The sequence below is a fragment of the Pseudarthrobacter phenanthrenivorans genome, from assembly GCF_000813845.1.
GTDB classification, from domain to species: Bacteria; Actinomycetota; Actinomycetes; order Actinomycetales; family Micrococcaceae; genus Arthrobacter; species Arthrobacter phenanthrenivorans_B.
Genome location: NZ_JWTB01000001.1, coordinates 64792 through 76829 on the forward strand (window position 1 = coordinate 64792; position 12038 = coordinate 76829).

At 63.5% G+C, this 12038-nt stretch carries 11 protein-coding genes and 1 pseudogene; 6 read left to right on the forward strand and 6 right to left on the reverse strand.

What is annotated here, in order from left to right; genetic code table 11:
- Positions 1 to 60: 60 nt before the first annotated feature.
- The 6 genes from rsmG to rpmH are packed head-to-tail and all read right to left on the reverse strand — an operon-like array spanning position 61 to position 3258.
- A complete protein-coding gene (rsmG, locus tag RM50_RS00285; protein WP_043448594.1) occupies positions 61 to 711 on the reverse strand; it encodes a 16S rRNA (guanine(527)-N(7))-methyltransferase RsmG in 651 nt (216 codons plus the stop codon).
- 20 nt (positions 712 to 731) lie between these two features.
- Positions 732 to 1298, reverse strand: coding sequence for a protein jag (locus RM50_RS00290; protein WP_043448597.1), 567 nt, complete (start codon positions 1296 to 1298; stop codon positions 732 to 734).
- On the reverse strand, positions 1298 to 2269 hold the full coding sequence (yidC, locus tag RM50_RS00295; protein ID WP_043448599.1) for a membrane protein insertase YidC: 972 nt from the start codon (positions 2267 to 2269) through the stop codon (positions 1298 to 1300). The genes RM50_RS00290 and yidC overlap by 1 nt, the downstream gene beginning before the upstream one ends.
- Positions 2270 to 2284: 15 nt before the next feature.
- Complete coding sequence (yidD, locus tag RM50_RS00300; RefSeq protein ID WP_043448601.1) at positions 2285 to 2677, reverse strand: membrane protein insertion efficiency factor YidD; 393 nt, start codon at positions 2675 to 2677, stop codon at positions 2285 to 2287.
- Positions 2670 to 3080: a ribonuclease P protein component gene (rnpA, locus tag RM50_RS00305; RefSeq protein ID WP_043448603.1), complete on the reverse strand. Its 411-nt coding sequence runs from the start codon at positions 3078 to 3080 to the stop codon at positions 2670 to 2672. The genes yidD and rnpA overlap by 8 nt, the downstream gene beginning before the upstream one ends.
- Positions 3081 to 3120: 40 nt before the next feature.
- Positions 3121 to 3258, reverse strand: coding sequence for a 50S ribosomal protein L34 (rpmH, locus tag RM50_RS20225; protein ID WP_003800212.1), 138 nt, complete (start codon positions 3256 to 3258; stop codon positions 3121 to 3123).
- Between the two features lie 468 nt (positions 3259 to 3726).
- Here rpmH and dnaA point away from each other — a divergent pair, with 468 nt between their 5' ends.
- From dnaA to gyrB, 6 genes and pseudogenes are all read left to right on the forward strand, one after another.
- Complete coding sequence (gene dnaA / locus RM50_RS00310) at positions 3727 to 5148, forward strand: chromosomal replication initiator protein DnaA (RefSeq protein WP_018769876.1); 1422 nt, start codon at positions 3727 to 3729, stop codon at positions 5146 to 5148.
- 538 nt (positions 5149 to 5686) lie between these two features.
- Positions 5687 to 6811 carry a DNA polymerase III subunit beta gene (gene dnaN, locus RM50_RS00315; RefSeq protein WP_043448605.1) on the forward strand — a complete coding sequence of 375 codons (1125 nt, stop codon included), beginning with the start codon at positions 5687 to 5689 and terminating at the stop codon, positions 6809 to 6811.
- 31 nt (positions 6812 to 6842) lie between these two features.
- Positions 6843 to 7745 (forward strand): annotated as a pseudogene (gnd, locus tag RM50_RS00320) (phosphogluconate dehydrogenase (NAD(+)-dependent, decarboxylating)); the annotation flags it as partial.
- Between the two features lie 44 nt (positions 7746 to 7789).
- Complete coding sequence (recF, locus tag RM50_RS00325) at positions 7790 to 8992, forward strand: DNA replication/repair protein RecF (protein ID WP_043448610.1); 1203 nt, start codon at positions 7790 to 7792, stop codon at positions 8990 to 8992.
- Positions 8982 to 9536 carry a DUF721 domain-containing protein gene (locus tag RM50_RS00330; protein ID WP_043448611.1) on the forward strand — a complete coding sequence of 185 codons (555 nt, stop codon included), beginning with the start codon at positions 8982 to 8984 and terminating at the stop codon, positions 9534 to 9536. Before recF ends, RM50_RS00330 begins: the two co-directional genes overlap by 11 nt.
- Before the next feature lie 375 nt (positions 9537 to 9911).
- Positions 9912 to 11999 carry a DNA topoisomerase (ATP-hydrolyzing) subunit B gene (gyrB, locus tag RM50_RS00335; protein ID WP_043448613.1) on the forward strand — a complete coding sequence of 696 codons (2088 nt, stop codon included), beginning with the start codon at positions 9912 to 9914 and terminating at the stop codon, positions 11997 to 11999.
- Positions 12000 to 12038 lie beyond the last annotated feature (39 nt).

Here is a 12038-nt window from a genome sequence, read left to right on the forward strand (position 1 = left end):
TTTGCTGCCGTGTCTAGCCTAACCGCTCCGGCCTGCTGACAGCCGTCAGCGGGCCCGGGGTCAGGACTTCTTTTGGGACTTGTTCACCACGATGCGGACCACCGTAGTGGGCTCCTCAAGGAGGCTGTCGCCAACCGTCAGCACCGTGGTCTCGACGCCTCCCAGCTTTCGGATGGTCTTGGCCGCCTTCTCGATTTCCTCGCCGGCGCTGCGGCCCTTGATGGCCACGACTTCCCCGTGGCCGCCCAGAAGCGGGATGGTGAGGCCGGCAAGATTGGTCAGGGCAGAGACTGCCCGGGCCGTGACGACGTCGGCCTCCACCTGTCCCACAGCAAGCTCAGCCCGGGTACGCATCACCGTGACATTGTCCAGTCCAAGGTCATCCACCACTTCCTGGAGCCAGATGACCCGTCGTTCGAGCGGCTCGATGAGCGTCAGTTCAAGGTCGGGACGGGCGATGGCCAGGCACAGGCCCGGCAGGCCCGCACCGCTGCCGACGTCGGCGACGTGGCTTCCCTGCGGGATCTCGCTTTCGATGACGGCACAATTGAGCACGTGGCGGCTCCAGAGCCGGGGAACCTCGCGCGGACCAATCAGGCCGCGTTCCGTCCCGGACGTGGCAAGGTGCTCCACGTAGCGCTTGGCCAGTTCCAGGCGGTCGCCGAAGATCTTCTCAGCAGCGCGAAGCTCTGCTGCCGTGATGTCAACCATGGTTATAGGGCCAGCAATCTCTAGTCGGCGGAAACAACAATGTGGCGTCCGGCGCCTTCGCCCTCGGACTCGCTGACCAGGCCAAGGTCCGCGACGGCGTCGTGCACGATCTTGCGTTCGTAGGCACTCATGGGCTCCAGGGCCACGGACTTGCCGGTCTCCTTGACGGATGCCGCGGCGTCCTCGGCGATCTTCTGCAGATGTCCGGTGCGTTCCTGGCGGTACCCGTTGATGTCCAGCACCAGCCGGGAGCGGTTCTCCGTGGCAGACAGGACTGCCAGCCGGGTGAGTTCCTGGAGGGCCTCAAGGACCTCGCCGTCTTCGCCCACCAGGCCATCAAGCCCTTCGGCTTCCTCATCGGCAACGATGGAGATGTAGGTCCGGCCATTGCGGACCTCAATGTCGATATCGCCGTCGATGTCGGCAATGTCCAGCAGCTCCTCCAGGTAATCCGCGGCCACATCGCCCTCTTCCTCGAGGCGGCTGGCAGCGGAAGCCTTGGCGGCAGGGGAGGCGTCCTCATTCACGGGAGCGTCCTGATCTTCGAGCTCTTCAGAAAAGGCGTGTTCGGTGCTCTCGGCTGACATTACTTCTTCTTCCTGTTCTTGCGCTGGGGCTGGACGCGCTGTCCCTTGATCTCAACTGCGGCAGCCGCGGCGGCGTCGGCTGCGTCATCCCGCTTGCCGCTGAGGACGGACAGTGCCGGCAGGCCCTTGGCGGCACGGCGTTCGGCGAGGGCCTTTGCTGCGGGGGATCCCGGCGTCGGCATGCGGCGGATGACGAAGAACTGCTGGCCCATGGTCCAGAGGTTGGTGGTGGTCCAGTAGATCAGGACACCAATGGGGAAGTTGATGCCGCCCACACCGAAGACGATGGGCAGGATGTACAGCATCATCTTCTGCTGGCGCATGAACGGGCTGGCCATGGCCTCTTCGGACATGTTCTTGGCCATGATCTGCTTCTGGGTGATGAACTGCGAAGCCGTCATGGCCAGGATCATCACGATCGAAAGCACCACCACGGCAACCTGGCCGCCACCGCCCCCGCCGTGCAGCAGGGAAGCGGACAGCGGGGCGCCAAAGATGCTGGACGCGTCGAATTCCACAACCTGCTCATGGCTCATGGCCCCAATGCCGGCGCCCTGGTCCTTGGCGGCCGAGATGCCGGAGAGGACCTGGAACAGGGCGAAGAAGAACGGCATCTGGATCAGCATGGGCAGGCAGGCCGAGAACGGGTTGGTGCCGTGCTTCTTGTACATGGCCATCTGTTCCTGCGCCATGGCCTGGCGGGACAGCTGGTCGGTCTTGCCCTTGTACTTGTCCTGGAGCTTCTTCAGGTCGGGCTGCAGCAGCTGCATGCCCCGCTGGGCCTTGATCTGCTTGACGAACACCGGGATCAGGGCGGCACGGATCACCAGCACCAGCCCGATGATGGACAAAGTCCAGGTCCAGCCGTTCGCGGCGGGCATCCCGATGGCGCTCAAGCCATCGTGGAATCCAATCATGATGATGGAAACCAGCCACTTGAACGGGGCCATGATTGTTCCAAAGAAGTCCATACTTATCCCTATTCGTCAGGCCGCACTGCGGCCTTCTTCATCAGTCCGAGCAACCAGGTACCGGTCCGGATTGTTCAGCACAACAATTGTGGGGGTCTGGCCTGCAGGCCATTCCCGGCGGCCGGCGGGGACGTGGTCCACTCCGCCGGCGTTCCATGGGTGGCAGTGCGCAAGGCGCCGGAGCGCGAGCCAGCTTCCCTTGACGGCCCCGTGGACGGTCACTGCTTCAAGGGCATAGGCCGAGCATGAAGGGAAAAACCTGCAGACCTGGCCGTACAAGGGCGAAACCACCTTGCGGTAGGCCATCAGCAGGAGAATGAGGATGTTGCGGGGCAGGTTCCAGAGGAACCTCCCGACGGCGGCAGGTACGTTGCGGAAACGGGTGACGACGGCGGTGGCGTTAGGCACGCGTTGTCCCCTCCTGTGTTGTACCGGCCGAACCTTTGGCCGCCACCCGTGGGGTGCGGCCGGCGAGCCGGTTCAGCGTCGATTCCAGTGCAGCGTTATAGTCCGACAGCAGTTGGTCCCAGCTGGCGGACGCGGACGCAGGAAGCGCCCGCACCACGATGGCCAGTCCCGTACCGTGCTCGCGCAGCGAGGCAGCACCTGCTTCTCTCAGTCTCCTCTTAACGAGGTTCCTGACCACGGCGTTCCCTACACTTTTGGAAACAATGAACCCGATCCGGCTGGGTTCGTCGGCAGCAATGGCTGCCGCATATAACACTACGTTCCGGCGCCCATTGCGGACACCGGAACGTACAGTTGTTGAAAAATCGGTTGAGGTCCTCAGGCGGTTGCGGGCGGCCAGCACCTTAAACTCGCAAAGGGATGTCTACCGACAAGCCAGTTATTTAGGCCGACAGTTCGGTGCGGCCCTTGCCACGACGGGCTGCCAGGATGGCACGGCCGGCACGGGTACGCATACGAAGGCGGAAGCCGTGCTTCTTGGCTCGACGGCGGTTATTCGGCTGAAAAGTCCGCTTGCTCACGTTAGTTACTCCAGTGGATCAAAGGTGCGCCCACCCGATCAGTAATGGGGAAGAACTGGCCGACGCTAAGTTTTGTATATGCACGCCTGCCCCGGCTTCCCAGGCGTACTGCCTGGAGAGTTCGGATGGGGCCAAAAAGCGGACACAAAGGACTTCACAACGTTAGGGCAATCCGCTGCCCCGAGTCAAACCGGACGGCCCTCGCGCAGCTGTCCCCAGCTGTGCCTAAGTATCCCCAACAGCCTGTGGATGAAGTGGCTCACAGGGGTGGTTTCAGAACCACAACCGTGTAATTATCCACAGCCAACAGGCCAGCTATCTTCTGGGCTTTTCATCCCCTAGAGTGTCCCAGTAGCCGATTATCCACGGACTGTGCATAACCCTGTGGATTAAGTTGGGCCAGCACCCTGGTCCCGGACTTGGGCTGCCAGGCAATGCAGGCATAGCAAGTTTTGAGGGAACCGATTGATGACAGTAGACGAAGCCAACCACGCCAATACTGTCGGAAGTTCCTGGCGCCGGGTGGTCAGCCTGCTGGAACAGGACCACCGCGTATCGCCGCGCCAGCGGGGCTTTGTCATCCTCGCCCAGGCCCAGGGCCTCATCGGATCCACGCTCCTGGTGGCTGTTCCCAACGAGCTCACCCGCGAAGTGCTGCAGACGCAGGTGAAGGATGCCCTGGACGATGCCCTGCACAACGTCTTCTCCGAGGACATCCGGTGCGCCATCGACGTCGACACCGACCTGGTGCCCATCCACGAAGAGCCCGAGCCCGTCGTCGAGCCTGCTTATGCACCGGACCAGCTGATCGAGCAGAAGCCGCAGCCCATGCTGCCCAGCACGTCCCACGAATTTGGCCGGCTGAACCCGAAGTACGTTTTCGATACCTTCGTCATCGGCTCCTCGAACCGTTTTGCCCATGCCGCCGCCGTCGCGGTGGCCGAAGCTCCGGCAAAGGCCTACAACCCGCTGTTCATCTACGGCGATTCCGGACTGGGCAAGACCCACCTCCTGCATGCGATCGGCCACTACGCACGCCGGCTGTACAGCGGGATCCGTGTCCGCTACGTCAACTCCGAGGAATTCACCAACGACTTCATCAACTCAATCCGCGACGATGAAGGCGCCAGCTTCAAGACCACGTACCGCAACGTTGACGTCCTGCTGATCGACGACATCCAGTTCCTGGCCGGCAAGGACCGGACGCTGGAGGAGTTCTTCCACACGTTCAACTCGCTGCACAACAACAACAAGCAGGTGGTCATCACCTCGGATCAGCCGCCAAAGCTGCTGGCAGGGTTCGAGGACCGGATGAAGTCTCGCTTCGAGTGGGGCCTGCTCACTGACATCCAGCCGCCGGAACTCGAGACCCGTATTGCCATCCTGCGCAAGAAAGCGCTCAGCGAGGGACTCTCGGCACCGGATGACGCCCTGGAGTACATCGCCTCGAAGATCTCCAGCAACATCCGCGAACTTGAAGGCGCCCTGATCCGCGTCACGGCCTTCGCCAGCCTCAACCGGCAGCCCGTGGACGTGGCGCTGGCAGAAATGGTCCTCAAGGACCTGATCACGGACGACGGCGCCCAGGAGATCACGTCCGCCCAGATCCTCCAGCAGACGGCTGACTACTTCAAGCTCAGCATGGAGGAGCTCTGCAGCAAGTCCCGTACCCGGACCCTGGTCACCGCCCGCCAGATCGCCATGTACCTCTGCCGGGAACTGACCGACATGTCCTTGCCCAAGATCGGGCAGGAACTTGGCGGCCGGGACCACACCACCGTTATCCACGCAGACCGGAAGATCCGTGAGCTGATGGCCGAGCGCCGTGTGATCTACAACCAGGTGACCGAACTGACCAACCGGATCAAGCAGCAGCAGCGGGACTCCTGAATCCACACTGCACCCCGCGCTCTATACCTTATTAACAGGGGCATGTGGATAAGCCTGTGGATAGTTAAGGGGACAAACGCGGTTAATGGGCTTAAAACCCTTAAGCCGTCTGTGGATCGTCAAAAACCGGCCTTGGCGTTGTCCCCATCCACACCCTGTTTAAAACCCAGGTAACGCACACTCCATGAACAGGGCTTAACCGCGGATCCGTGGGACAGGAGAGGGTTATCCACAGTTTCCACAGCAGTTATTAACACTACGAATCCCAAAAAATTGAAATCCCTCAAACAACAAGATCGATCCGCACTCCCTGGCGACGGGGCCTGCCGGCCCCCGGACGGGATGGGGCCGGTCCCGGGGATGGGTTAATCCCGGATCTTCCGGCTAAGCTGTCAGCAGCGCTCCCATCCCTGGGTTTTCGTGTGGTTTCGAACTCCACGGACCATGCACCACCCCGGGTGCGTCCAACTTCTTCCGGAGTTTCCGTACGGAATTCCCGGGTCTACATGGCAGCAGTAATGAAAGGCGGCACCCTTCCGTGAAGTTCAGAGTCGATCGGGACGTCCTGGCAGAAGCCGTCACCTGGACAGCCCGCTCGTTGTCTCCGCGGCCGCCCGTGCCCGTCCTCTCCGGCCTCCTGCTGAAAGCTGAAGCCGGTACCGTCAGCCTCTCGAGCTTCGACTACGAAACATCCGCGCGGCTGAACATCGCGGCGGACATCAGGGACGAGGGCACCATCCTGGTTTCCGGGCGCCTGCTGGCGGACATTTGCCGAAGCCTGCCCTCTGCACCGGTGGACGTCGAAACCGACGGCAACAAAGTCACGCTCACCTGCCGTCGAAGCAGCTTCCACCTGGCTACCATGCCGGAAGCCGAATATCCTCCGCTGCCGGCGTTGCCCGCCATCAGCGGAACGGTGCCCGGCGACGCCTTTGCCCAGGCTGTTTCCCAGGTCATCATCGCGGCAAGCAAGGATGACACCCTTCCCATCCTCACCGGTGTCCGCATGGAGATCGAGGATGACCTGATCACCCTGCTTGCCACCGACCGCTACCGGCTTGCCATGCGCGAAGTACCGTGGAAACCGGTCACCCCGGGCATTTCCACCAGCGCCCTGGTCAAGGCAAAAACCCTCAACGAGGTAGCCAAGACCCTTGGCAACAGCGGCGACATCAATCTGGCCCTGTCCGACGACGACAGCCGCCTCATCGGCTTCGAAAGCGGGGGACGCACCACCACGTCCCTGCTGGTGGACGGCGACTACCCCAAGATCCGGTCGCTCTTCCCCGAATCCACCCCCATCCACGCCACCGTCCAGACCCAGGAACTGGTCGAAGCGGTGCGCCGCGTGTCCCTCGTGGCCGAACGCAACACCCCCGTTCGGCTCGCCTTCACCAACGGCCTGCTGAACCTGGACGCCGGCACCGGCGAGGACGCCCAGGCGTCGGAGGAGCTCGAAGCCCAGCTGTCAGGTGATGACATCACGGTGGCGTTCAACCCTCATTACCTGATCGAAGGCCTGAGCGTCATCGAGACGAAATTCGTCCGCTTCTCCTTCACCACGGCCCCGAAACCCGCCATGATCACAGCCCAGGCGGACGCGGACGGCGAGGACCAGGACGACTACCGCTACCTCGTCATGCCGGTCCGACTTCCCAACTAGTTCCCATCGCCAACCCCGTTCCCCCACTAGCGCAGAAAAGAGTTCCACGATGCACATTGGACTGATCGGCCTCGGCAAAATGGGATTCAACATGCGTGATCGCCTGCGCAAGGGCGGCGTGGAAGTCACCGGCTATGACCGGAACCCCGACGTCACCGACGCAGCCAGCGTTGAGGAACTGATCGCCGCTGTTCCTGCCCCCAGGATCATCTGGGTAATGGTTCCCTCCGGCGCCATCACCGATGCCGTGATCACTGAGCTCAGCGACAAGCTGGAGCCGGGCGACTTGGTGATCGACGGCGGCAACTCACGGTTCACCGAAGACCAGAAGCACGGCGAACTCCTGGCTGCCAAGGGCATCCGTTTCGCCGACTGCGGCGTATCCGGCGGAGTGTGGGGCCTGCAGAACGGCTATGGCCTGATGGCCGGCGGTGACGCCGCGGACATTGAGCGTGCCCTGCCGGTCTTTGATGCGCTCCGCCCCGAGGGCGAACGCGCCGACAGCTTCGTCCATGTAGGCGGCATCGGTGCCGGCCACTACGCCAAGATGGTGCACAACGGCATCGAGTACGGCCTGATGCAGGCGTACGCCGAAGGGTACGAACTGCTCGCAGCCAAAGAAATCGTCACCGACCTTCCGGGCACTTTTCGGGCCTGGCAAAAAGGCACCGTCGTGCGCTCGTGGCTGCTGGACCTGATGGTCAAGGCACTCGACGAGGACCCGGGGCTCGCGTCCATCGACGACTACGTGGAGGATTCCGGCGAGGGCCGGTGGACCGTTGAGGAAGCAATCGCCAACGCGGTTCCGGCTCCGGCGATCACGGCCGCGCTCTTCGCCCGTTTCGCGTCGCGCGAAGACACTTCGCCGGCCATGAAGATGGTGTCCGCGCTGCGCCACCAGTTCGGTGGCCACGCAACCCGTCCCGCCAAGTAGTACCAGCGGGGACCTGCAGCGTCCCCAGAATTGTCGACAACCACGTGTATCTGGAACACCTCTCCCTGACCGACTTCCGCAGCTACGCCCAGGTGGACCTCGCATTGGGCCCGGGTGTGACCGTCCTGGTGGGATCCAACGGCATCGGCAAGACCAACCTGATGGAAGCGATCGGCTACCTGGCCACCCTCAGTTCGCACCGGGTCAGTTCGGATGCCCCACTGCTGCGGTTCGGAACCGAGCGGGCGCTGGTCCGGGCGCGGCTTGTCCGCGGCAGCCAGACAACAGTCCTGGAACTGGAAATCAACGCGGGCCGGGCCAACCGTGGCCGCATCAACCGCAGCAACCCGGTGCGCGCACGCGACCTGCTGGGTATCTGCCAGACTGTCCTTTTCGCTCCGGAGGACCTGGCCCTGGTAAAGGGCGACCCCTCCAACCGCCGCCGGTTCCTGGACGAGCTGCTGGCCAGCCTTATCCCGCACCATGCCGCCACCCGCAGCGACTACGACCGCGTCCTCAAGCAGCGCAACGCCTTGTTGAAGTCGGCCCGGTCGGGACGGTTCACAGCGGCGCACGAATCGACCCTGGATGTATGGGACCAGCACATGGCGCGCGCCGGGGCCGAACTGCTGCACGCCCGGTTGGAGCTGGTGGAACGGCTCCGTCCGCACCTTGCCCGGGCATATGCGCAGCTCACCGACGCGTCCAAACCCGCTGACGCCACCTACCGGTCAACCCTTCAGAACCAGATGGACGACGACGGCGTCCCCGGCCCAGGGCAGCGCCCCGCGGATGTCGGTGCTTCCGCCGTGGAGGATGATTTGCGCCTGTTGTCGGTGGACCAACTGACGGACCGCTACGTCAAGGCATTCGCTGAATCCCGGAAGAAGGAACTGGAACGGGGCATATCCCTCGTCGGGCCCCACCGTGATGAGCTGGATCTGGTGCTGGGCCAGGCACCCGCGAAAGGTTACGCCTCGCACGGGGAAACCTGGTCCATGTGCCTCTCGCTCCGGCTCGCCTCCTACTACGTCATGCTCGACGACGCCCGGACCGGGGGGTCCGCGCCCATCCTCATCCTGGACGACGTCTTTGCCGAACTGGACGTCCAGCGCCGGCGTAAACTGGCGGCAATAGTCTCCGGCGCGGAACAGGTCCTGGTGACCGCCGCCGTCGACGCCGATATTCCGGAGGAGCTGTCCGGGCGGCGGGTGAAAGTCATCCCGGGAGGTATCGATGAGCAGTGAGCAGGGCGGCGGGCTTCAGCCCGGCCGCGAGCCCGACCACATCGATGCCGCGCAGGCCGCCCTCAATCGGATGCGCGAGGCCGCCGCCGCGCGTGGGGAGGTGCGCCGGAAAGTGGCACGGCCCGGCTCGCAAAAGACCAAAGGCAGCATCCGCGACACCCGCGGATTTAGCCAGTTCCACGCGACCGGCAGGGATCCGCTGGGCCTGGGAAAGGTCGTCGGCCGGCTTGTGGCGGAACGGGGCTGGACCTCGCCCGTCGCGGTGGGTTCCGTCATGGCCGAGTGGGCCACGCTGGTGGGGCCGGAAATCTCCGCCCACTGCACGCCCGAGAGTTTCACCGACACCACCCTGCATGTACGTTGCGATTCCACGGCCTGGGCCACCCAGCTGAGGCTTTTGAGCACCAGCCTGCTGGAGAAATTCCGCCGGGAACTGGGTGATGGAGTGGTGACCAGCATCCAGGTTTTGGGTCCGTCGGCACCGAGCTGGCGCAAGGGTGGACGCAGCGTCAACGGCCGTGGACCACGGGACACGTACGGATAGCCCGGACGCCGGCTCTTGAAACTCGGCCGAACGGCGTGTAGAGCGCTGAAAGGCCCGGAGCGTGTATAGGCACCCGGAGGGCCCACCGCGAAGCCGCCCTAGGCCGGGCCAAGAGCCTCGCACAGCCATGTTCGCTGCTGCGCACGGGCCTGGAATGCGGGGTTCTGGGGGTGTTCGCGGTAGAATTGACACAGATAACTGGGCGCGGGTGAGACGTTGACTGGGTCCGTTCTCCGCGCGTTTCCGCACGGAGTGTGGACCACCGACCGTCAGCAAGTCACCGGCGCCATAAGTTTGTGCCTGTTGGCGGGTGGCTTTTCCCTGGGAAGAGGAACCGGCCGGCCACCATCGAGAACAGAGGAGTCGACAGCGCCTGTGGCTAACGACAATACAGATATTCTGGCAGCAGAAAACGCAGTCGAGGATGGCCCCACCCCTGATACCCCCGCCGAGGCCGTCACCCCCCGCGAATACGGCGCCAGCGACATCACCGTCCTTGAAGGCCTTGAAGCTGTCCGCAAGCGCCCCGGCATGTACATCGGTTCCACTGGCCCCCGCGGTCTGCACCACCTGGTCTACGAAGTGGTGGACAACTCGGTGGATGAGGCACTGGCGGGCTACTGCAGCCACATCGAAGTAGTCCTGCAGGCCGACGGCGGCGTCAAAGTGGTGGACGACGGCCGCGGCATCCCGGTGGACATGCACCCCACCGAACACAAGCCCACGGTCGAAGTAGTCATGACCATCCTGCACGCCGGCGGCAAGTTCGGCGGCGGCGGTTACGCCGTGTCCGGCGGCCTGCACGGTGTGGGCATCTCCGTGGTCAACGCCCTGTCCAGCCGCGTGGACACGGAAGTGCGCCGGCAGGGCCATGTCTGGCGGATGTCCTTCGCCGACGGCGGCAAGCCGCAGGGCAGCCTGGTCAAGGGCGAGGAGACGGATGCCACCGGCACCAGCCAGACCTTCTACCCGGATCCGGCCATCTTCGAAACCACCGAGTTCGACTTCGAAACGCTGCGTGCCCGCTTCCAGCAGATGGCGTTCCTGAACAAGGGCCTGCGCATCACCCTGACCGACGAGCGTGAGGCAGCTGTTGACAACAACGACGGTGACCTGGACCTCGACGACCTCAGCACCGAGGGCGAAGTCAGCGCTGAACACCGCACCGTGGTGTACCAGTACGACGAAGGCCTGCTGGACTACGTCAAGCACCTGAACTCGGGCAAGAAGGTGGAGGTGGTCCACGAGGACGTCATCGCCTTCGAAACCGAGGACACGGAGCGCCGCATCGCGCTGGAAATGGCCATGCAGTGGACCAGCGCCTACTCCGAGAGCGTGCACACCTACGCCAACACCATCAACACGCACGAGGGCGGCACCCACGAAGAAGGTTTCCGCGCTGCCCTGACGTCCCTTATCAACCGGTACGCCCGGGAGAAAGGCATCATCAAGGAGAAGGACGACAACCTCACGGGTGACGACATCCGCGAGGGCCTGACAGCCGTCATCTCCGTCAAGCTCGCCGAGCCACAGTTCGAAGGCCAGACCAAGACCAAACTTGGCAACTCCGAGGTGAAGGGCTTCGTCCAGCGGGTGGTCACGGACGGTCTGGGTGACTGGCTGGAGCGCAACCCCGGGCCCGCCCGGGACGTGATCCGCAAGGCGATCTCGGCCGCGCAGGCCAGGATGGCTGCGCGCAAAGCCCGCGACAACGCCCGGCGCAAGAGCCCGCTGGAGTCCTTCGGCATGCCCGGAAAGCTTTCCGACTGCTCATCGAAGAACCCGGAAAAGTGCGAGGTCTACATCGTGGAGGGTGACTCCGCCGGTGGTTCCGCCAAACGCGGCCGCAACCCGGAGACCCAGGCCATTCTGCCCCTGCGCGGGAAAATCCTGAACGTGGAGCGCGCCCGCCTGGACAAGGCCCTGGGGAACGCGGAAGTCCAGTCCATGATCACGGCCTTCGGAACCGGCATCGGCGAGGATTTTGACCTGGCTAAGCTGCGCTACCACAAGATTGTCCTCATGGCAGACGCCGACGTGGACGGCCAGCACATCACCACGCTGCTGATGACCCTGCTGTTCCGCTACATGCGGCCGCTCATTGAGAACGGCTACGTCTACCTCGCACAGCCGCCGCTTTACCGCATCAAATGGTCGAACGCTCCGCACGACTACGTCTACAGCGACCGCGAACGTGATGCCAAGCTGGTGGCAGGCCAGGCCGCCGGCCGCCGTATCCCGAAGGACAACGGCATCCAGCGCTACAAGGGCCTGGGCGAAATGGACTACACGGAACTGTGGGACACCACGATGGATCCGGACCGCCGCACCCTGCTGCAGGTCACGATGGACGATGCCCTGGCCGCCGATCAGATCTTCTCCGTCCTGATGGGCGAGGACGTTGAGTCACGCCGCAACTTCATCCAGCAGAACGCCAAGGACGTCAGGTTCCTGGACATCTAAGGACCCGCTCCAAAGTATTCGGAACCAGACATATACCTG